This window comes from Aeromonas sp. SE22 (genome assembly GCF_038739755.1).
Lineage (GTDB): Bacteria > Pseudomonadota > Gammaproteobacteria > Enterobacterales > Aeromonadaceae > Aeromonas > Aeromonas jandaei.
In genome coordinates this window covers 144,534-166,019 of the sequence record NZ_JBCGFD010000001.1, presented here as the reverse complement: position 1 = coordinate 166,019, position 21,486 = coordinate 144,534, and the positions used below count along the sequence as shown (strand labels likewise).

Sequence of the window (21,486 nt, the reverse complement as noted above, 5' to 3'; positions counted from 1 at the left end):
CCACCAATTCTAAATCCGGTTATCCAGTAACAAACCAGCAACAACTTGTTTGGTTTTACCACCCATGTCATCACTGTATTCGCGTAAACGCTTAGCTATTGATACCCACTCCTCACTCGGAATTTGCCGTATCATGGTTTTCGTTTCTGCATCCATGACCTTGATGATTGTTTGCGATAGATCTTTGTCTACAGAAAAATTTATCGCCCATCCTTTTAAACTCATAGCATCTTGCAATTCTTGTACCTGTTTTTCCAGTTCTTCAATCTTCTGTTTATCAACAGGAGATGCAGCCTCGTTAGAGGCTGCATTGTCTGCATGTTGCTTCATCATCGAGGTATCGCTAGTGCCTGTCTGAATTTGAGTCTCTGACTTCCCCACCTCCCTTGAGGTCAATGAGGAGGTTACAGTAGGACCTAATCCACTGATCTCTATCGACATGTCAACCTCCTAAAGCTCCCTCCCTGGCTTAGCGCAACAGAGAAAGAGCTGATTGAGGGCGCTGATTTGCTTGCGCCAAGATACTGGATGCAGCCTGCTGCAAGATATTTTGCTTGGTCATGTTTGCCGTTTCGGTAGCAAAATCGGCATCACGAACACGGGCACGGGCAGCATTCAAGTTTTCACCAATATTGGATTGATTTCGAATCGTTGAATCCAATCGATTCTGAACCGCACCCAGATTTGCTCGCTTTCCATCAACGGTCGCAATCAGTTTATCAATATCACCCAAAAATGCTTGCGCATCTGACTGGGTTGCAACCGAACTAGTCCCCGTTTCAGTGAGACCAGAAGCCGTTGCAATTGCTGTAAATTTGAATGAAAAGCCAGTCAGGCTAAACCCTATTGTCTGATTTGCATCCGCCCCCACTTGGAAGGTACCGGCATAGTTTCCATCCAGTAATTTCGTACCACCGAAAGTGGTATCGCTGGAAATTCGGTCAATCTCACTCTTCAATTGGGTCACTTCTGCACCGATAGCGGTACGATCTGCGGTGCTGTTGGAACCGTTAGCAGCCTGCTGCGCAAGTGTGCGCATACGCTGCAACATACCGGTTACTTCATCCATTGCCCCTTCGGCCGTTTGTGCCAGAGAGATACCGTCGTTAGCGTTACGGTTACCCTGATCCAGACCATTAATCTGAGAAGTTAAACGGTTGGAGATCTGCAAACCCGCAGCATCATCTTTCGCACTATTGATACGAAGCCCTGACGCTAAACGAGTATATGATGTATCCATAGACTTATTGGTATTCAATAAGTTACGCTGGGCATTCAGCGAAGATACGTTGGTGTTAATGTACATTGACATAGCAACCCTCTCAATGATCTATTGACGACAGTACCCATAGGCACATGTCCAGCAGTAGCAAACGTCCAGTTAATTGGACATTTGACCTCACTGTAACTCCCAAACTGAACAGGAATGAGAGCCAGTACATCCGCAAAACCTAGTGATCCGAACACCCGTAATTTTGCTTCATATCCTTAGCGGCAAACTTCAACATAACTTGAGGATATTTTGATTGTAATGGTCTAATCATCCGGGCTGGCTGTACAGATCTAGGGGGAGTTGTTTCCCAAATCAACCATCAGTCATCACTTCCCCAGTCCCGAGTGACTGCCACATCCGTGGCTTTCTGACTGGCATACCAAGAGTGTTCAGTTTGTTTATGGCGCTTACATACGCCATCACTTCTCCCACTTGGCCATTGTAGCTACGCAGACTGATTTTCCCCGCCAGCAACTGTTTGAACCGATAAATCGCCGTCTCTGCCAGCGAGCGACGGTGATACCCCGATATCTTCTTCCAGTGCGCCAGCCCTTCCTTGCGCATCACCAGCACGGCCTCATTTCTTGGGTGCCCCTTTTTCCAAAGTCCAGCGTTCTTGCGAGGCGGGATACAGGCTGTCGCCCCTTTGCGCGAGATAAGCTGATGGCTGGCTTTGCTGTCATAGGCTCCATCCGCATAAACACGCCCCAGTTTGCGCCGCAGAGGGTTGAGCAAGGTGGGCAACACCTCGGCATCATGGACATTTTCCAGCGAGACTTCCGCCGCCACGATATCGTGGGTCACCGGGTCTACCGCCAGATGCAACTTGCGCCAGACTCGCCGCTTCTCCGAGCCGTGTTTTCTGACCTTCCACTCGCCTTCACCAAATACCTTCAGCCCGGTTGAGTCGATAACCAAGTCGGTAATGCGCCCCTCTGGGGGCTGTCGATAAGCTACCGTCACCGTGCGGGCCCGCTTGCTGACACAGCTGTAGTCCGGTGCGCACAACGGTACATTCATCAACTCGAACAGGGAGTCGAGTAGTCCCTGAGTGGCCCGCAGAGTGAGGTTAAAAATCCCCTTGAGCATCAGGAAGGTACAGATGGTCTGGTCGGTGTAGAGCTGACTGCGGCCCCGGCGCCCATGATGGTCGTGGTGGAACCAGTTATCCATGGCGTCTGCATCAACCCAGAAGGTGAGGGAACCACGGTTAATCAAAGACTTGTTGTATTGAGGCCAGTTGGTGATGGGGTGAAGCGACGAGCCCATGATGCAGATTTGAAGAGGATGGTGGTGATCAGATCACCGAGTCCTCAGTTAGTTCCTCAAGCTGCATCGATTTGGGAAACAACGCCGATCTAGGGCAAAATCGTCTACTGAGGCAGGGTCAGTCCAAGTTATCACCTGACACAGGCCTCAAACTGGTGTCTTGTTTACGCTACTTTAGTGCGCACTTCCTTTGGTATCAATTTCAGACTCTTCTCGAACATGCTAGGGAGGCCGTCCCTCCATCATCCTGCCCTGATGTAGTAGCTAGGGTTTCGTTATTGCCAAAATCAGCCAGCAAATCATGACTTCTCCCACTTGGCCATTGGTAGTTACGCAGACTGATTTTCCCCGCCAGCAACTGTTTGAACCGATACATCGCTGTCTCTGCCAGCGAGCGACGGTGATACCCTGATATCTTCTTCCAGTGCGCCAGTCCTTCTTTGCGCATCACCAGCACAGCGTCATTTCTTGCGTGTCCTTTTTTCCATAACCCCGCGCTCTTACGAGGCGGGATACAGGCTGTTGCCCCTTTGCGCGAGATAAGCTGATGGCTGGCTTTGCTGTCGTAGGCGCCGTCTGCATAAACATGTCCCAGCTTGCGCCGCAGTGGGTTGAGCAAGGTGGGCAGCACCTCGGCATCATGGACATTTTCCAACGACACTTCCGCCGCCACGATATCGTGGGTCACTGGGTCTACCGCAAGATGCAGCTTGCTCCACACTCGCCGCTTCTCGGCGCCGTGTTTTCTGACCTTCCACTCGCCTTCACCAAATACCTTCAGGCCGGTCGAATCGATAACCAGGTCGGTGATACGCCCCTTGGCGGGTTGTCGATAGGCCACTTTCACCGTGCGAGCGCGCTTGCTGACACAACTGTAGTCCGGTGCGCACAACGGCACATTCATCAACTCGAACAGAGAGTCGAGTAGTCCCTGAGTGGCCCGCAGAGTGAGGTTGAAAATCCCCTTGAGCATCAGGAAGGTACAAATGGTCTGGTCGGTGTAGAGCTGGCTGCGGCCCCGCCGTCCGTGATGGTCGTGGTGAAACCAGTTGTTCATGGCCCCGGTATCAACCCAGAAGGTGAGTGAACCACGGTTAATCAAAGACTTGTTGTATTTAGGCCAGTTTGTGATGGGATGAAGCGACGTGCCCATGATGCAGACTTGAAGGGGATGGTGGTGATCAGCTCACCGAGCCCTCAGTTAGTTCCATTTAAGCTGCATCGATTTGGGCAACAACGCCGCTCCAGGTAGCGGTCCAGCTCTGTCTGCATGTTGTGGTCAACTAAATCCGGACACTTGGTTAGGCCGAATCTCGGCTTTTGCTGGCGGCATCCCATCATTGTGTTGATGTGGACGCCACCAGTTGTAGTAATCCATCAAGTAATAACTGATATCCCGCTTCGCTTCCCGCTGGTTCATCTATCCCGTTACCGGGAGCCACTCTGACTTCAAGCTCCTGAACAGTCGCTCCATCGGAGCGTTGACGCTCCTATGTCAACAAGCTCGCGCTGAGTCAGCTAAATCGGCCAAGAGCAAAGGGTAGAGTTCCCTGACGATATAGCGCTTCAAACAACGCAGGATCTCTTTCGAAGATAAGCCTTGGGCACTACGTCGTGCGACGTAAGATTGGGTTTGTGGATCTCCCCGCATCCGGACCATTGCAATCGTCCATAACGCATTGTTTGCTGCGCGCTTACCACCTCGCGATGTCGTACGGTCTTTCCCGAGGATGCAGGTAAAGGATTAACCCCACAAAGTGCCGCGAGCGATGCTTCATTTCTTAACCTTTCCGGGTTATCGCCAGCCGTTGACAGCAGCACCGCTGCGGTTTGAGGGCCGACGCCAAATTGCTCGCGCAGACGGCGAGCATGTTGATGGGTCAAGGCATCCAACATGGCATCAAGTTTTTCAACTTCGTCTGCCAATAGCAACCAACGCTTGGCCAGCAGGCACAGGGTAGTAGTTAACGTATGCAGGAATTCTGTGCTACCCAATGACCTCACTCGTGCACATCCCTTTGCACAGTCAGCGGGTTTGCTCTTCCAGAGCCGTTCACGAACATCCTGGGGGGCACTGACAAGCAGCGCTCTTAGTTGATTCATTGCCTGCGTTTTGGCTTTGACGGCGCTGCGTCTGGCCACTGATACCACACGCATCATTTCTGCCGCACCTGACTGGGTCTTTGCTATCGCGGTAGCACTACCGGAAAGCACTGATCGCGCAGCACTTTCAGCATCGGTAGGATCCGATTTCCCCTGGAGCCTGCGTTTAGAGCGGTCAGGACGATTAACTTCGAAGACCTCGACACCATGCTTACGCAGTACAAAGGCCAAGCCAGCACCGTACGTGCCTGTGCCTTCAACGCCTGCTCTCTTCAAGCATCCGAAAGAGTTTGCCCAAGTCATGAGTCTCTCATATCCGCTGATATTGGTCGTGACCATCAAGCATCCCAGCAGATGTCCTTGTGCGTTAAGCAAAACCCCAACATGGGTATCCAGATGTGTATCTACACCAAGGATAACTTCAGCTTTGTTTCTGGAATTGTTCATGGCTCATTCCTCCAAGGAATATGCACTACCAACCCCATACGCAGGACAGGACACTCAAGATGCAGCACAAGGCTCCTATTAGGTCACTGACGCTGGGCCCAGCAATGCCAGGGAACATCTGCATCCAACCGACAGGTCAACGCAAAGGCATTATGTTCGCCAATCCCAGCACGGGTCAGATTGGGCTGATGTTCTTGAGCATAATGAACTGAGTATCCCAGCAGTTGCCACGCCGACTCATACTCTGGGTCATGCGATAGCGCCACAGTCGTTGCCGAAATGCCTGGCTACCATATTGGCTGCCCTGGTCAGAGTGAAATAGCACACCGGATGGGCAACCCCGCTGCTGATCGCCCATCTCCAGTGCTTTGATTGCCAATTCTGCATCAGGTTTATCAGACATCGCCCAACACACGACCCGCCGGGTGTGCAGGTCAAGCACCGCTGCCAGGTAATGCCAGCGACCACCGGCCCAGACGTAGGTGATATCGCCACACCACACCTGATAGGGTTGCTGGACATCAAATTCGCGGGCCAGCAGATTGGGAATATCCGGTCGTTCAGACTGTGCCACCTTATAACGGTGTGCGCCCGGCTGTTTGGATGCCAACCCGGCTTCCTTCATCAGGTTACGTACTTTGAATCGGCCAATCTGATACCCCAACTCCCACATCATCGACACCAAGGCGCGGCTGCCTGCCGAGTCCCTGCTCGCTTTGAACAACCGGCGCAACTCACCGCGCTGCCGTATGCGCTCACGGTTAATCGTCCGCCTGCGAGCCAGATAGTCGTAAAAACAGGAGGTGGGAACATCGAAAGCGCAGCAGACCGGAGTGATGGGGGCTTGCTCCCTTAATCGGTCTATCAGCGCGCACGTGTGAACTCGTCCGCCATCAAGAGAGCAGTAGCCTTTTTAGAATGTCCTTTTCACGTTAGAGTCGATTGATACGGGCTTCCAGCTCCTGGATTTTCTGCTGTTCAGGAGTCAGCGCTTTGCTGATTGGGGTTGTGCCACTGCGTTCGGATTGCAGTTGCTGACCCCTGCGGCGAAGCACGGTTTCACCGACGTCTAGTGAACGGCTGGCTTCGGGGACTGAATATCCCTGGTCGAGCACCAGGGATGCGGCGTCGAGTTTGAATTCGGCAGTAAATGAGCGACGTAATCTTGTCATTGAACACCTCAGGTCATGGTGGCGACTGTACCACCTAAAAGGGTGTCCGGGATGATTAGACCACTACAGCATCTGCTCCACCGACTCATACCAAGTCGACCTCCTCTTGATACGGAGGTGTCGATGCAGTCGTTCGAGAAAACCGTTGCTCTGCGGCCTGCGCACCTTGGTTTTTCGGTGCTCAATCCCTCTCTAGTTGCAGGAACAACTCGTAAGAATGATGGTAAGGGCAACCACAAAATTCGCGCCCGTTGTCCGACAGAATGATATAAACCCGCGCCGCATGGGCAGCAAAGAACTGCAGCACCGTTTCGCTGAGCACATGAACTGAGGTCACCGGCAGCTTGCTGGTGTAGAGTTGCCCCCTGGCGTGGCGGCTGTAGCAGAAACGAATTTACTCATTGTTAAGCTCACTCGTTTGCTCCCGATGGTTTTTTTCGAGACGCAAGCAGCGGCCGTGTTTGAAGAACAACGAGTGACGTTGCCATACGCCACGACCCGCAGTGGGCCATGGGCTGGTCTGGTGAGGAAGTAATCGAGGATGGCCTGCTCAATCTCGGGCTCGGGCACGACCCGGTTGGGATGAGCCCCTTTACAGCCGGGCAATTTGTCGAGCAAGCCCTCGGCGCCATCGGTCTGGTAATTGCAGCGCATTTTGTAGTGTACAGATCTAGTTATCACCTGACACCGGCATGAAGCCGGTGTCAGGGAGTCCTACTTATCTCAGGAGAGATAGTGCACTTTGAGGACGCTGGTTTGCCTGAGCTAAAATACTGGATGCAGCCTGCTGCAAGATATTTTGCTTGGTCATGTTTGCTGTTTCTGTAGCAAAATCTGCATCACGAACACGCGCACGAGCAGCACTCAGGTTTTCACTAATATTGGATTGATTTCGAATCGTTGAATCCAGACGATTTTGGACTGCCCCCAAGTTGGCTCGCTTGCTATCGACCTGCGCTATCACCTTGTCAATATTTGACAAGAATGACTGAGCTTCTGATTGGGTCGCTACGCTGTTAACATCAGAGATCGCGACAGTAGCTGCACTGGCAATCCCACTGAAGGTAAAAGCAAAACTTGTCAAGCTGAACGATATTGTCTGGTTTGCATCAGATCCTACTTGGAAGGTACCAAGGTAGTTACCATCCAATAGCTTTGTACCACCAAATGTAGTATCTGTTGAGATGCGATTTATCTCACTTTGCAATTGGCTTACTTCAGCACCAATCGCAGTCCTATCCGCAGAGCTGTTAGAACCATTCGCAGCCTGTTGTGCAAGTGTGCGCATGCGTTGCAGCATACCGGTTACTTCATCCATAGCGCCTTCTGCCGTTTGCGCCAAAGAAATACCGTCATTTGCATTTCGATTGCCCTGGTCCAACCCATTGATTTGAGAAGTTAATCGGTTTGAAATCTGCAAGCCCGCCGCATCATCTTTAGCACTATTGATACGAAGACCAGAAGCTAACCGAGTGTAAGATGTATCCATCGCCTTGTTCGTATTGACCAAGTTTCGCTGAGCATTCAGCGAGGATACGTTTGTGTTGATATACATTGACATGATTTCGTCTCCAGTCAGTACAACACGATTTAAGACTTGATTAGCCTCAACATGTTGAACACGTCAGAGAAAAGAGAGTGAACAGTTCCCTTTTCAACACCTGTGAAAGATAACTTTGACACTTCAAGAGCAAAATCGAGGAGATCCGAACACCCTTATTTGCTTCTTACTCTTGTTAACGGCAAGCCCTTCGTTTACTTGAGGCAATTTTTTGCCTTTAAGGCATTTTCTTGCCGCATCAAGAGGCTCGCTTAGCAGAAGCTGCTTCCATAAGGCCGTAAGATTGTCAAACTCAACAACCATGGTCACAAGAGAGAGGTTTCCATGAGAACAGCAGCGGTACTGCGTAACGTTTTCTTATAACAGTGAACGCTAGAGAGGCAGTTCAAGTTGAGCGACACTCTCCTTGTAACAGTCACTTCAGCTACAGCTACGTCAATTTATTGACCTCATATTATTGGCTCACCCACCCCCCCCACAAAAACACAATAAAAAACAAATAGATACAATTAAATTGGAAAATATAAGGCACATAAACTCTAGATTGGCATACTTCATGCTTTTTTAGATATGCATAAAAAAGGTCGACTCACGTCGACCAAAAGAGCTTACGCTCAGGAGAATGCATAACACATCAATTATGATGCAGTACCAAACTAACAACCCCTTTTGTTAAAAAATTGGTATGTTGACGACTTAGAGACTGATTCCGAACACCCTCTGATACGTCTACACCCACCAGAGAGGCGGCCTGAACAACCGCCTCTCGCTTTTATCATCCCTTCAGTAACTGCAGAGCACTCTGTGGACGTTGATTTGCCTGACTCAAAATGGAACTGGCTGCTTGTTGTAATATATTTTGTTTTGTCATGTTGGCAGTTTCCGTCGCAAAATCGGCATCACGAATTCGAGCACGTGCCGCATTTAAATTTTCCGAGATATTTGACTGATTTCGAATAGTGGACTCCATTCGATTTTGCACTGCACCCAAATTTGCACGTTTACCATCAACTGCAGCAATAAGTTTATCAATATCAGTGAGGAATGCCTGAGAGTCAGATTGGGTCGTTACTGTTGATATAGCCGTTTCACTCACACCTGCGGCAGATGCAATAGAACTCATTTTGAATGAAAAATTCGTCAACGTAAAACTAATGACCTGATTTGCATCGGCACCAACTTGAAATGAGCCGCTATAACTACCATCCAACAATTTGGTTCCACCAAAAGTAGTATCTGTTGCAACACGGTCAATCTCTGTTCTCAGTTGAGTAACCTCAGCCTGAATAGCAGTCCTATCAGCCGTGCTATTGGAGCCATTAGCCGATTGCTGGCTCAACGTTCTAATACGTTGCAGCATGCCAGTAATCTCATCCATAGCACCTTCAGCAGTCTGTGCAAGTGAAATGCCATCATTAGCATTACGATTGCCTTGATCCAAGCCATTTACCTGAGAGGTCAGTCGATTTGAGATCTGTAGCCCCGCAGCATCATCTTTAGCACTATTAATTCTTAGCCCTGAAGCCAAACGAGAATAGGCAGTATCCATGGCTTTATTTGTATTGTAAAGATTTCGTTGGGCATTGATGCTAGAAACGTTGGTGTTTACGTACATACTCATGATCATTCTCCTAAGCTATTAAATTTACTCTTCTATTTGCTCGAGCTTTATTATGTTTCGTGCCCGATGCGTCTTATTTAACGGCTCGTTTTTCGATGTCTTTAGCATTTTTTTCAACGCTTCATCGCATTAACGCCGCTTACCCTATTTATCGGCATGTCATCGATTAACTTAAGAAAAAAATCGCCACTTCAGTGAAGATGGGAAGGCCTGTATCAAAGCGCCCCTCGCAGCACCACAAGCAACCCATACGACACCGACGGTTCCAGGAAGAGGAAAAAAATCGGGGCAGACTCGCAATTTTGTCGATGGCATCTTGGCGGTTGACGCCGCCAGCCCCTAAAATCGCCGCCCCATCAACAATTTGACGTGAGTTGTTTCCATGCAGACAGTGGTTGAGCAGCTTGTTTACATCAGCGACATGTTTGGTACTGCGGTATTCGCGTTTTCAGGGGTTCTGGTGGCGGGCCGGCTCAGGATGGACGGATTTGGCGTCATGGTTTTGGCGGCAGTCACAGCCATCGGTGGCGGTACCATTCGCGATATGATCTTGGGGGCTACCCCTGTGTTTTGGGTTCGTGACCCTCTCTACATCTGGGTGGTCATTGCAACGGCACTCATTGGTATGTGGATGGTCAAACTGCCGCGACGCATGCCCTGGTATGTCTTGCCGGTAGCGGATGCCTTTGGGCTCGCCCTCTTTACGGTGATCGGCGCCCAGAAAGCCCTCAATTTTGGTACTTCGGGGCTAATCGCTGTGTTGATGGGCACCATGACCGGGGTAGCTGGCGGCATGATCCGCGATGTACTGGCCCGGGAAGTGCCTATGGTGCTGCAAAAAGAGATCTATGCCACCGCCTGTATCCTCGGCGGCATTCTCTACACGCTGGCACTGGAGGCCGATATGGATCGGGTCACCGCCATGCTTATCTGCATGAGCGCCGTATTTGGCCTGCGGGTTGCTGCCATTTATTGGCATCTCTCCCTGCCCACCTTCTCGCTACAGCGCAGCAATTGAGGGAAGCCCCGCACAGTGTGCGGGGCTTCGCGTTGAACCAAACGCGCTTTTCTGTTGTCATACAACACAGTTGTTGTTAGCCGGAACTTCTCATGCAAAAGATCGGAATGTTCGCCACGCTCTTTCTCACCAGCGTGACGGCACTTCATGCCGAGGCACAGGCGGTGTTTGGTCGATTGGCCTCGGCACCAGTACAGCAGTTCAATCAGGTAATACGTCAGGCCAGCAACGAGCAGCAAGGCTGGGTCAATGATTATCGGGAAGTGGCGTTGCGCTTTGTCGGCCATGGCGACATGACCAGTCGTATCCACGCCCAGCAGCTGGATAACGATCTGGTGCTCTCTGTCGCACTGGATGGCGCCCACAGTGACATGCTCTATATCCTGACCCTCTATCGCAGCAATAATCTCTGGCAGATGCGAGAAGCCGAGATGGGCTGGCGCTGTCAGGGACAAGATTCTTTCACCCCGGTCCCCTGCCCCTGATGGGCATGACAAACTGGTGAAATAAAAAAATCCGGCACATTGGCCGGATTTTTTATGGGAGATTGAGCGTCAAATTACGGACGGTAAACTTTGACGTTGGCAAAGCCTTTCTCTTTCAGGTAAAGCGCCTGCAGCTTGCTCATCACGCCGCGATCACAGTAGAGCAGGTAGGTCTTCTCCTTGGGCAGATCGCCAAAGACGGTAGCCAGCTTGAAGAAGGGGATATGCATGACCTCACGCCCTTCCACCAGCAATGGCTTCTCGTCGTGCTCGTCCATGGAGCGGATATCGAGGATCACCTCGTTGTCACCGCTCTCGGCGGTAGTCTCCACTTCCTGCACCTCGGCGGCGGTCTCTTCACCGATACGGCGGATATCGAGGTAACGGGCCTCGGCCACAACCTTGTCCAGAATGGCGAAGTCGAAGTTGCCCTCTTCCTCTTCAATGCGCGCCAGATCGGCCTTCACGGTCGGCTTCTTGGAGATGACACCACAATACTCCGGCATGGTCTCGGCAAACTCCAGAGTGCCGATGCGGCGGGCTTCACTGATGATGTCCGGCTTGTCCCAGGTGATGAGCGGGCGCAGGATCACCTTGTCGGTCACCCGGTCGATGACGTTCAGGTTGGTGAGGGTCTGGCTGGATACCTGACCCACACACTCGCCGGTCACCAGCGCCGGGATCTGGAACTCGTCAGCCACCTTGGCGGCAGCACGCATCATCATCCGCTTGAGCACCACCCCCATCTGACCGTTGTCGATCTTCTCGAGGATCTCGGCGACCACCGGCTCGAAGTCCACCGCGGTGAAACGTACCCGGTGGGAGGAGCCGAAGCGGTTCCACAGGTGATAGGCCACCTGCTTGACGCCGATCTCATGAGCTGCACCGCCCAGATTGAAGAAGCAGTAGTGTACCCGGCAGCCGCGCTTGATGAACTGGAACGACGCCACACCGGAGTCAAAACCGCCGGAGATGAGGCTCAGCACATCTTCCTGAGTGGCGATGGGCATGCCGCTCAGGCCCTGATGGATGGCGCTGACGATGAAGAGCTCTTCGCCATCGATCTCGAGGTTGATCTTCACATCCGGATTCTTGAGGCGCACGCCGTTGCTTTCACAGTGCTGGTTCAAACCACCGCCCACGTAGCGCTCAATCTCGAGAGAGGAGAACTCGTGCTTGCCGTGGCGCTTGGCGCGCACGCAGAAGGTTTTGCCCTTGAGCTGGTCGCCCCACACAGCTTTCACCTGCTCGAAGATGTCGTGCAGATCGGTGAACTTGCTGGCTTGAACCTCGAGGAAGGCCTGAATGCCGGGAATACAGGCCAAAGCTTCGATAGCCTGCTCGCGGAACTGGTCATTGCGGGAGCTCACTATCAGCTTGTCCCAATCCATCCGTACGCGGGCATCGTCGTCGAAGCGGCGCAGGACGTTGCGGATATTGCCCTGCAGGATCTTGATAAAGCGCTGGCGAACCGACTTGCTTTTGATGGTGATTTCCGGGAACAGCTTGATAATGAACTTCATGGTAATGACTCGGGTGACCTTGATTTAAGGGCGCGAATTATATCAGAACTTTGTGGCCAGCGCCTACTGGATGAGCGTTTGCTCACATTCCCCCACGCAGTGTTTGCTGTGCAGCGCCAATCTTGCGTATATTCCCGACCCTGCACCCCGGCACCACTTCTGGCGACAGACCGATACGATGAAGACCTATATCTACTACCCCGGTATGGAGGTACGTGACGAGCTCTGGCTCAAGTTTGCCCTGCTCTATCTGGAGCGGCTCGCCTTTGTCTTCACCGTCAGCGAAAAGAGCGGTCTCACCGCCCTGCAGCAAACCCTCGAGCAAGAGACCGATCTGCTGGCCGAGCGACCCGATGCCGCCTTCTTTGCCGCCATCACTCCGCAACTCGAAAGCCAGTTAAGCGGTTTGCTTGCCCCCGATTTTGTCCGTCACAAGGTGTTTGGCAACAAGGAGCTGGTCACCCGCTGGCGTCAGGGGGCCAACCACGACTGCTTCTGCCCGGATCAGTCGGGACTGGAGCGGCTGCACGGCTTTTGCCTCAACCATGGTTTTGCCAGTCGGGATCAGGGGGGGATCAGAATGGCACGGCGCTTTGCCAATCTGCTCTCCATGCGTCTCGCCCGTGAGTGGGCACTCGCCAATGACGGGGCGCTCATTACCGATCACGACTATTTGGACCGCCTGCTCCATCTGCTCGAATCCCGCTACCACAATCGCGGCGGTCAGGATTGCTTCCACCTCGAGATCCCGTTGCAAGTGCCCACTCACCTAGCCGACATTCCGTTTGCAGAGCTGATTGCCCTGCGCGGGCGCAGCGGCTTTCGCCAACAGCTGGCCGAATTTCATCTGGCCCTCGACAACCTGCTCGCCATGCTGGGTAGCGGCTATGCCGACCCGGCGGCCCTGACCCGCTTTGAGCAGGCTCAGCAAGGGCTCAATCAACTGCTCGGGCCCGAGACCCTCAGCATGCCACTCACCACCCTGGTCAGCACCAGCCTACCCGCCGTGGCGATGCTCCATCAGTTAAAGGCGAGCCATCCCGAAAGCAACCTCATCTTCCATCCCATCAAGAAGAGCCACTTTCACCAGCGCAAGAGCCAGCACTTCTTCACCCGGCTCGGCCATCTGCGCCAACCGGGCTGAACCGGCGGAATGAAAAAGGGGTTGGCATCTGCCAACCCCTCTCGTTATCTGCGGCCTACCAATCATCACCACGGTGATTGGCCCGCTCTTGTGCGTCACGGCGCGCTTCCATCGCCCTGTCACGGCGGATATTGGCAGGGGTACAGGCAAACTGTTTCTGATAACAACGTACAAAACTCTCGGAAGCGGGTTCGAAAGGTGAATAGAACCCGGTACGTTCAGGAGAAACATGGTGATCACCATGATTGGTAGTGGCACAGCCCGAACTCATCAGCACCAGCAAGGGACACAGAACACGCAGCAAAAGAGAACTCCCGATTGGATTTGAATGAACTCGCAATTATTCAAAAATTAATTCATCCAATCAAATATTGATGCATTTCAAATAGTTAATTACATTCACCTCAATGGCTGTCGGCAAAACGCTCAACGGGTGATGGTGCCGGCATCACTGTCAGGATGCACCACGCGAAACTCGATGCGATCGCTGTTGCCCGCCTCGTCCACCACCACCAGCTGATAACGACCCGCCACACTCAGCACCTGATCCCCGTCCCAGCGCAGCCGCTGGCCGTTGAGAAACCAGGCTGGCTTGCCAACACCGCCGAGCACCTTGGGCTGCAGCCGATAGCGCTGGCTGCGGATAAGGTTGCCCTCCCCCAGCGCCACGATGCGAATGGGAGCCTGCAGCTCGGCACTCTGCCCCTCCCCTGCACAACCGCTGGCCAGCAGCGCCTGCCGTCGCTCGCCGGGGGACCGCCACGGCTCCAGCGACAATGGCCAGAGGGCCCGAAAACCGGATTGCGCAACATCGGGGCAACGGGTCAGCGTCGGCTTGCCCCCGGCGGTCAGTGCAACCTGGCGCAGCGGTGAGGGCCAGTCCATGGGATCCGGCAAGGTGGGAGGATCACGCCCTTCCAGCAACCAGGCGCTCTGATGCTGCAAGCAGGCTTCAGGCAGGGTCGCGCTGGCCTTGCGCCCCAGCGGCCAGCAGATCTCTGCTTCGCTCACCGTGTTGGGTTGTGCCGGCAAGGGGCTGTTGTCCGAGAGCCGCGAATAGACAGAGAGCAGCAGCGGCACCGCCGCGCTCTGCCCGTAAAAACCGGGCATGGGGGTACCGTCGGGGCGACCAAGCCATACGCCTATGGTCCAGCGACCGGAAACCCCCATCGCCCAGCTGTCGCGATAGCCATAGCTGGTGCCGGTCTTCCAGGCCAGTCGATTGACCCGGCCGGTCGCCTCACTGGCAAAGGGCTGATCGGCGCGCCCCTGCGCGCTCAGGATCTGCCAGATGATCCAGGCTGCACCCGGGCTCAGCAAGGGGCGCGACACCGCCTGCTGCCCCGCCAGCCAGACCGGCATCGCCACCTGCCCCTGCCGGGTCAGCGAGCTGTAGAGCGCGACAAGCTGCTCGAGCCGAATGCCCGCCGCCCCCAGCGCGATGGCAGGATTGGGTTTGTCGGAGAGCGCCAGCCGCACTCCGGCGTTGTCGAGGCGGCTGACCAGTTTGTCCGGCCCAAGCGCCTCCAGCACCTGCACCGCCGGCACGTTGAGGGATTGCTGCAGCGCCTGCGCAAGGGTCACCGGCCCCTGAAAGGCGCCGGAGAAATTGGCGGGGCGGTACTCCGAGCCCAGCCTTGGCGCATCGGAGAGCAAGGAGGCCGAGTGCACCAACCCTTCATCCATGGCCAGACCGTAGATGAAGGGCTTCAGCGTAGAGCCGGGAGAGCGGATCGCCTGCACCATGTCGAGGTAACCGTGGCGGCGCAAATTGCCATACTCGGCGCTGCCCACATAGGCGCGCACCGCCATGGTTTTGTTATCTACCAAGAGCAGCGCCGCTGAGGTCTGCTCAGGGAAACGACGGATATAGCTCGCCACCCGCCCCTCCAGCCAGCGCTGCAGACCGCCGTCTATGGTGGTGTGCACCAGCGCCCCGGCCTGATTGTCGGCGGCGAGACGGGCAAACAGTGGCGCCTCCATCGGCGTGAAGTGACCACGGGCCAGCACCGGCTCGATACGTCCCTCCAGCCACGCCTGTTCGGGCCAGACACCCTGCGCCACCAGTCGCTGCATCACCTTGTCACGGGCGGTGCGGGCCCGCTCGGGATGGCGGTCCGGCCGGTTGCGGCTGGGAGCCTGCGGCAGCACCGCCAACAGCGCAGCCTCGGCATAGGTCAACTTGGCGGCGCTCTTGCCGAGATAGGCAAAACTTGCCGCCTGCACCCCCTCCAGGTTGCCGCCAAACGGCGCCCGATTGAGGTAGACGGTGAGCAGGGTGCGCTTGTCATAGTGCCACTCCAGTTGCAGCGCACGCACCATCTGGCGCAGCTTGCCGGGCACGCTCCGGTGGTAGGGCTCGATAAGACGCGCCACCTGCATGGTAAGGGTCGAGCCGCCCGATACAGCCCGCCCATAGCGCAGCCACTGCCAGACCCCGCGCACCATGGCCACCGGATTGACCCCGGGATGACGCCAGAAGTAGCGATCCTCGTAGCCCAGCAGCGCCTCGATATAGCGGGGGGAGACCTGCTCCAGGGTCACGGGATAGCGCCACACGCCGCTGGTATCGGCAAAGGCGCGCAGCGGTCGCCCCTTCATGTCGAGCACCACCCGTGCGTAGGCAGGGTCGAGCGGTGGCGGCGGGAAGAGTCGATCCAGTGCCAGCAATGACAGGAGCAATGCTACAACGCCCAGCACCGAGAAACGCAGCCAGCGTGGCAAACGACCAAGCCGGCGCCAGCCAGCGCGGCCACTGCGACCTAATTTCAGCCAACCACGCTGCCAGAAAGTGAGCGGGCGAACCCGCTCAAGGGAGGGAACGTTACTCAGAGATGATCACCTCACGGATATCCTCACCCACAGCCCGCAGCTCGGGGCGGTACATATCCTCCACCTGGGTCGGCGGCACCTGATAGCGACCCGGCGTCACCGCCCGCATCAGGTAGACCAGCTGCTGGTTGCTCCCCTCGCTCAGATCCAGCGCTGCCGTGTAGCGGTCATCGCGAAACTCCTGATGCTTGAGATAGTCGTTCCACTCGCTCTGCCACGCCGGTTTCCCTTCAATGGAGAGCTCTTCGAGCTTGATGCTGTTGCCAAGGGCCGGGTTCTCCAGCTCGAAGCCAGCGGGCACCATCTCCACCAGCAGGGCATCGGGCACCGCCGATTCACTGCTGACGTTGAGCCGCACCACCACCAGATCGCCGACCTTCACCTTGGCGGGATCAAAACGCTGACCGTCGCTGTTGAACCAGCTGCGGGTCACGCTCATCCCCTTGCTGATCCGTGCCGGTGCCTGTTCGGGGTAACCGACCAGAGTGCGCTGCACATAGAGGGAGCCCTTGCCCTCGTTGGTGACGGTGCTCGCGGCCAGTGCCTCGGGGGCACTCTGCTGCAGCGGAGCCGAACCGCTCAGGGATCCACTGCCAAGAGAGGAAGTCACCTTGGCCTGCCAGTCGGCGGCCGGATCGAAGCGGGCAAGTCGCAGCAGGGCGAGCAGCTCCTGAGTGCTGAGCCACTGACGGTGAGCCAGGGTCTCAGCCACCTTGGCACTGAGGGCTGGCCAGCGCTCCGCAGCCAACTTGTGCTGGCGCAGCAAGGAGAGCTCAAGGGCTTCATCGCGCAGCGGCGAGCCGTAATCACCCAGATAGTCATCACCGCGCTCGGTCGCCAATGCCCGGCTGAGGGCCTTGGCGGCGTTCTGCTCATCCCCCATGGCCGAGAGGGCCAGCGAGAGGTGCAAGAGCGGCAAACCGGAGCGGGCGTGATCGGCCTGCTGCTCCCAGATAAGGCGCAGGGTAGCGAGCGGCGCCTTGCCCACCCGGGCCAGCACATAGGCGCTGTAAGCCTGATAGGCCAACCGGCTGTGCTCGGGGGCACTGCTCCAGCGCTCACCATACTGACTGTCGGTGAGATAGTTTTGCAGCCGGTTCAGCGCCTGATTGAGCATCGCCTCCGGCACTGCGTCACCCGCCTCCTTGCGCGCCAGCAGATAGTCAGCGGCATAGGCGGTGAGCCACTGCTCCTCGTCGGAGCGACCATCCCACAGGCCAAAGCCGCCGCTGGGCAGTTGCAACCGCTGCAGCCGTTGCAGCAGGGCGCGTTGCACATCCGCCTCACTCGCCGCTTTCTTGCCCTCTGCGGGTTTGCTCCATGCAATGCGCTCATCCGCCGTGGTCAGCAGATAGGGCCAGGCACGGGACAAGGTCTGCTCCAGACAGGCATAGGGGTAGTCAGCCAGCGCCTGCCACTGGGCTGCCGGATCCCAGGGGGGAGTACCGGAGAGGCTGAGCAGCCCCTGCAGGTTGGCGCGATCCAGCCCGGCCAGCTCAGCTGGCGCAAAGCTCATCTGCTGGCCGGGGGCCAGCATCTGGTAGCGCTGGCGAGTCTCGGCAGGCCAGGGGGAACGCAGCGGCAGATACCAGTCGCGCCTGATGGCAAAATCCTTGCCGCTGACCGCCAACTGCAGGCTTGCCACGCCGCTCGCTCCGGTCACGGTGAGCGGCAGGGTCAGCCACTGCTCCTCGCCATTTTTAAGGGAAAGGGTGCCAGGCAGCTCGCCATTTGCCTTGAGCCCGCCATTGAGGGTCCAGACAAGGGAGAGGGTCTGATCCTCGCCGCTCATGTTGCGCAGCTGCACCAGCGCCCGGGTCTCATCCCCTCTGGCGCCAAAGCGCGGCCAGCCAATTTCGGCCACCAAGGGCGCCACTACCTTGACGGCGCGCTCGGCCTCCCCGACTTGCTGTTCGTTCCAGGCCAGCGCCATCAGCGCCAGTTCGCCGTTGAAGTTGGGCAGCTCAAGTGGGATCACCGCTTTGCCCTGCTGGTCAAAACTCACCTCGCCGCTCCACAGTGCGGCTATTTCGACCCGGCTCTCCAGCGCACCGCCCTTTTTCAGCGGCGCCCGGTCGCCGCCGTAGTTGAGGCGGGCCAGCTTGCCATCCTGCGGCGGGATCACCTGGCCGTAGTTGTCGAACAAATCTTGCGCGAAGCGCTTGCGGCCAAAGAAGATCTCGAACGGGTCGAGAGGCTGGTAGTCGCTGATATTGAGCACGCCCCGATCCACCGCAGCCAGCACCACACGGCCCTGACTGTTGGGGGTGGAGGTGGCGGTCACTTCCAGCCGGGTAAGCGGCACCGCTTTATCAGGCGCGCTCAGGGTAAGCGGCAAACGGCGCGCTTCCCGGTCCAGCGTAAGCGGCACCAGTCCGACCGAGCGCAGGCTCTGCCCCTGCTGGCTGCTGACCGGTTTGGAGGCGCTGTCTGGCGCGGCGATCTGGGCCGAAATGTGTAGATCATGACGCTGCCACTCGGGACTGACCGGGATCTCGAACTCGCCGCGGGCATCCTTGGCATCGCCACCGGCCCCCTTGAGCTCGATACGCTGCCACCAGCGCAGGCCGTCGCCATCCTCCACCAGCAGCAACCCCTTGCCGGGGCGCGGCGCCACCAGGGTCACTTTGGCCTTATCACCCGCCTGATAGGCGCGCTTGTCGAGGGTGATGGCAATCTTGTCGGGCCGTGCCTGCTCGCCGCCACCGCCCCAGGCGTAACTGCCTATCTCCACCCGCAGGCTGGATTGATGGCCCTGACTGTTCTCCACCTCCAACCGGTACCAGCCCGCCGCCAGTTGCAGCGTGAGCGGGGTCGGCCCCTTGCCATCCAGCTGCAGGGCCTGCTCCTGCTCCAGATAGGGCTGACTGTTAAACTCGTACTTCCACCCCTCGCCATCGGCGTAGTGCCAGTAGTAGTCGCGGTACTCGTTGATGAGGCGCACTTTCACCGCCCCCGCCACCGGCTGGCCTTGCTCATCGAGGTTGAGGATCTGGAAGGGGAGCGGCTTGCCCCCCTCCACCCGATCCGCCACAAAATCGGCCTTGAGCGCCGGCCACTGGCTGCCCGCGGGCCAGCCATACTGGGTGCGGCTGCGATTGACGGCGCGACCACCGGGCTCAGCGAGCGACACCCGATAGGCCACCTCCAGCGGCCCGAGGGCGCGCACCCCATCGAGCTCATCAGCTAACGAAAAAGTCCCCTGCCCCTGCGCATCAAGGGTGAGATTCAGCGGCTCGAGATCCCTGGCCTGCTCAGCGAGCAGCACGTCCCCCAGAGTGAACTCCTGCCACTGGGTAAAGGGCATGGTGGCGCGGCTGATCTTCACCTCCGCCTTCGCCTTGGTGGCGCTCGCCGGCGCGCCGTAGAGATAGTCCCCTTGCAGTGGAAGAGTGAGGGCAGCGTCCAGACTCGTCACTTCCCCATCCGGCCCCTTGCCAAGCTGCAGTTTCAACCGTTCAGGCAGAAATTCCTCCACCAAAAAGGGCCACTCGAAGCGACTACCGGCAGCGGTCTTGAGGTTGATGGTCCAGCGCCCGAGCGGCGCATCATCCGGCAGACGCAGGCCGTAATGGGCGGCGCCCAAATTGTCCGGCAGCAGCCGTTTCTGTTCGAGCAGCTGGCCGTCCGGCTGTTTCACCTCCAGCTCCACCGCCATGCCCGGCAGCAGCTGGCCATCCTGCCCCTTGAGCAAAATCTCGCTGTCGAGCCGCTCGCCGGGGCGATAGAGATCGCGCCCACTGAACAGATAGAGCTGCTGGGCCTGCCAGGGCTGGGTACCGAGATCGAAGGTGGAGAGATCGAGCGCAGCCCCATCGAGACGCAGCACCGCCAGATGGTTGCCCTGTTCGGCCAGCAGCAGGCGAGCCCCCTGCACCTGATCGAAGCGACGATGGCCCTGGGGATCGGTGGTTTGCACCTGCAGCCGGTTGCCCTTCTCGTCGAGCAGGGAGAGCTGAACATCCTTGAGCGGGTCGGCGCTGGCCAGGGAGCTCACGAACACCTCCAGCTGATCGCGGTAGCGGCGGGCACTGAGCCCCATGTCGCTCACTGCAAAATAGGTGGTCTCCTTGCGCCAGTCGTAGTTGCCAAGGGGCGACATCACTGCAAAGTAGACGCCGGCCTCCGCCAGCTGCGGCTCCTTCACATTGATGAGGCGGGTCTCGCGCCGGTTGGCATCAAGCTCCAGCGCATAGCGGCCGCTGAACACCCGCTTGGCCCGCTTGGTGATCTGCTCGAGCTCCCAGTTGCCCATGCCGGCACCGGGGCGATACTCGGCTAGGAAACGGGGCAGGTATTCGGCATCGACCCGGAAGAAGTCGATATTGACCTCATCCACATTGACCGCACTGATGGGCAGGCGCAGCTCGTCGCGCAGCGGCAATACCATGCCACTAGCGGTAAAAGAGGCTCCCGCCTCCAGCGGGCGGGTCTTGAGAGTCCAGCTCTGGGGGGATGGGCCCAGCCCCGCCTTGAGGCTCACCTCGTAGCTTTTGTCGGGCTGGACGTTCGGGAAATAGAGGGTGCGACCATCGTCGGCGAGGATCCACTCCCCCTGCACCTGCTTGCCCCCCTCACTGACCCCGAGCCAACTCTGCCAGTTTGCCTTGGGCGCCAGGGGGCCGGAGAAGACCAGCGCCAGCGCCGGGGCATCCCGATATTGACGGGCATTGGCCTGCACCACGGAGCTTGGTGCGCCCGTTTCCTGCTGCGCGGCAGGCTTTGTAGTCGGCCCATTGGCAACAGGCTTGTCGGGGCCGCAACCGGCCAGCAGCAAACCGGCCAACCCGGATAGCAGCAGGGCCGACCAGCGGCGACGATTCAGAGGGTGTGCTCCTTGGACAGAGCGACGGGAAACCGGGCGAGCGTGAAAGAGGCGCATAGATTCCATCCTGGCTGGGATCCGCTGCAACAGCAGCGAGGCAGCAAACAGGATAAAGCATCGAGCGCCCCTGACACAAAGAGGATTCTCGCGACAACAGGCAGAAGCCACCTTGCTGCGACAACGGCCGCCCTTTCAGAGCGGCCGAACACTCTG

13 protein-coding genes and 4 pseudogenes are annotated in these 21,486 nt (G+C 56.9%); 3 read left to right on the top strand and 14 right to left on the bottom strand.

Annotation, left to right across the window (positions count from 1 at the left end):
* Positions 1-9: 9 nt before the first annotated feature.
* The 10 genes and pseudogenes from AAHA39_RS00710 to AAHA39_RS00665 form a co-directional block, all read right to left on the bottom strand.
* Positions 10-441 (bottom strand): flagellar protein FlaG, encoded by a 432-nt coding sequence (locus AAHA39_RS00710; RefSeq protein WP_203976698.1) that lies wholly within the window; start codon positions 439-441, stop codon positions 10-12.
* Between the two features lie 28 nt (positions 442-469).
* The gene (locus tag AAHA39_RS00705) at positions 470-1,312 is read right to left on the bottom strand and encodes a flagellin N-terminal helical domain-containing protein (RefSeq protein WP_201915497.1); all 843 of its coding nucleotides are present in this window, start codon (positions 1,310-1,312) and stop codon (positions 470-472) included.
* 273 nt (positions 1,313-1,585) lie between these two features.
* Complete coding sequence (locus tag AAHA39_RS00700) at positions 1,586-2,542, bottom strand: IS5 family transposase (protein ID WP_320655847.1); 957 nt, start codon at positions 2,540-2,542, stop codon at positions 1,586-1,588.
* Between the two features lie 300 nt (positions 2,543-2,842).
* Positions 2,843-3,695, bottom strand: a pseudogene (locus tag AAHA39_RS00695) (IS5 family transposase); the annotation flags it as partial.
* A 126-nt stretch (positions 3,696-3,821) separates the two neighbouring features.
* Positions 3,822-4,025: pseudogene (locus tag AAHA39_RS00690) on the bottom strand (integrase core domain-containing protein); the annotation flags it as partial.
* 83 nt (positions 4,026-4,108) lie between these two features.
* Positions 4,109-5,092: an IS110 family transposase gene (locus AAHA39_RS00685; protein WP_320655848.1), complete on the bottom strand. Its 984-nt coding sequence runs from the start codon at positions 5,090-5,092 to the stop codon at positions 4,109-4,111.
* A gap of 214 nt (positions 5,093-5,306) precedes the next feature.
* Positions 5,307-6,264, bottom strand: a pseudogene (locus tag AAHA39_RS00680) (IS3 family transposase); the annotation flags it as partial.
* A gap of 69 nt (positions 6,265-6,333) precedes the next feature.
* Positions 6,334-6,894: pseudogene (locus AAHA39_RS00675) on the bottom strand (IS481 family transposase); the annotation flags it as partial.
* 88 nt (positions 6,895-6,982) lie between these two features.
* Positions 6,983-7,825 carry a flagellin N-terminal helical domain-containing protein gene (locus AAHA39_RS00670; RefSeq protein ID WP_320655849.1) on the bottom strand — a complete coding sequence of 281 codons (843 nt, stop codon included), beginning with the start codon at positions 7,823-7,825 and terminating at the stop codon, positions 6,983-6,985.
* Positions 7,826-8,600: 775 nt separating this feature from the next.
* The gene (locus AAHA39_RS00665; protein WP_080938189.1) at positions 8,601-9,446 is read right to left on the bottom strand and encodes a flagellin N-terminal helical domain-containing protein; all 846 of its coding nucleotides are present in this window, start codon (positions 9,444-9,446) and stop codon (positions 8,601-8,603) included.
* 382 nt (positions 9,447-9,828) lie between these two features.
* On the opposite strand from AAHA39_RS00665, the gene AAHA39_RS00660 reads away from it, so the two are divergent.
* A complete protein-coding gene (locus AAHA39_RS00660) occupies positions 9,829-10,464 on the top strand; it encodes a trimeric intracellular cation channel family protein (RefSeq protein WP_041209925.1) in 636 nt (211 codons plus the stop codon).
* A gap of 92 nt (positions 10,465-10,556) precedes the next feature.
* Positions 10,557-10,949, top strand: coding sequence for a hypothetical protein (locus AAHA39_RS00655; protein ID WP_041209924.1), 393 nt, complete (start codon positions 10,557-10,559; stop codon positions 10,947-10,949).
* Positions 10,950-11,023: 74 nt separating this feature from the next.
* Here the strand turns inward: AAHA39_RS00655 and thiI are convergent, their stop codons facing one another.
* The gene (thiI, locus tag AAHA39_RS00650) at positions 11,024-12,472 is read right to left on the bottom strand and encodes a tRNA uracil 4-sulfurtransferase ThiI (RefSeq protein ID WP_320655850.1); all 1,449 of its coding nucleotides are present in this window, start codon (positions 12,470-12,472) and stop codon (positions 11,024-11,026) included.
* A gap of 178 nt (positions 12,473-12,650) precedes the next feature.
* Here thiI and AAHA39_RS00645 point away from each other — a divergent pair, with 178 nt between their 5' ends.
* Complete coding sequence (locus AAHA39_RS00645) at positions 12,651-13,616, top strand: hypothetical protein (protein ID WP_320655851.1); 966 nt, start codon at positions 12,651-12,653, stop codon at positions 13,614-13,616.
* A gap of 55 nt (positions 13,617-13,671) precedes the next feature.
* Here the strand turns inward: AAHA39_RS00645 and AAHA39_RS00640 are convergent, their stop codons facing one another.
* From AAHA39_RS00640 to AAHA39_RS00630, 3 genes are all read right to left on the bottom strand, one after another.
* The gene (locus AAHA39_RS00640) at positions 13,672-13,920 is read right to left on the bottom strand and encodes a hypothetical protein (protein ID WP_081849369.1); all 249 of its coding nucleotides are present in this window, start codon (positions 13,918-13,920) and stop codon (positions 13,672-13,674) included.
* Positions 13,921-14,042: 122 nt separating this feature from the next.
* Positions 14,043-16,388 (bottom strand): penicillin-binding protein 1C, encoded by a 2,346-nt coding sequence (gene pbpC / locus AAHA39_RS00635; protein WP_320655905.1) that lies wholly within the window; start codon positions 16,386-16,388, stop codon positions 14,043-14,045.
* A 52-nt stretch (positions 16,389-16,440) separates the two neighbouring features.
* Positions 16,441-21,330, bottom strand: a complete 4,890-nt coding sequence (locus tag AAHA39_RS00630; protein ID WP_320655852.1) for an alpha-2-macroglobulin family protein — start codon at positions 21,328-21,330, stop codon at positions 16,441-16,443.
* Positions 21,331-21,486 lie beyond the last annotated feature (156 nt).

Bases quoted from the DNA above. Each gene is read 5' to 3' on its own strand.
- AAHA39_RS00710 (WP_203976698.1), bottom strand. From the start codon at position 441: ATGTCGATAGAGATCAGTGGATTAGGTCCTACTGTAACCTCCTCATTG.
- AAHA39_RS00685 (WP_320655848.1), bottom strand. From the start codon at position 5,092: ATGAACAATTCCAGAAACAAAGCTGAAGTTATCCTTGGTGTAGATACA.
- AAHA39_RS00700 (WP_320655847.1), bottom strand. From the start codon at position 2,542: ATGGGCTCGTCGCTTCACCCCATCACCAACTGGCCTCAATACAACAAG.
- AAHA39_RS00655 (WP_041209924.1), top strand. From the start codon at position 10,557: ATGCAAAAGATCGGAATGTTCGCCACGCTCTTTCTCACCAGCGTGACG.
- AAHA39_RS00660 (WP_041209925.1), top strand. From the start codon at position 9,829: ATGCAGACAGTGGTTGAGCAGCTTGTTTACATCAGCGACATGTTTGGT.
- AAHA39_RS00645 (WP_320655851.1), top strand. From the start codon at position 12,651: ATGAAGACCTATATCTACTACCCCGGTATGGAGGTACGTGACGAGCTC.
- thiI (WP_320655850.1), bottom strand. From the start codon at position 12,472: ATGAAGTTCATTATCAAGCTGTTCCCGGAAATCACCATCAAAAGCAAG.
- AAHA39_RS00670 (WP_320655849.1), bottom strand. From the start codon at position 7,825: ATGTCAATGTATATCAACACAAACGTATCCTCGCTGAATGCTCAGCGA.
- AAHA39_RS00705 (WP_201915497.1), bottom strand. From the start codon at position 1,312: ATGTCAATGTACATTAACACCAACGTATCTTCGCTGAATGCCCAGCGT.
- AAHA39_RS00630 (WP_320655852.1), bottom strand. From the start codon at position 21,330: ATGCGCCTCTTTCACGCTCGCCCGGTTTCCCGTCGCTCTGTCCAAGGA.
- AAHA39_RS00665 (WP_080938189.1), bottom strand. From the start codon at position 9,446: ATGAGTATGTACGTAAACACCAACGTTTCTAGCATCAATGCCCAACGA.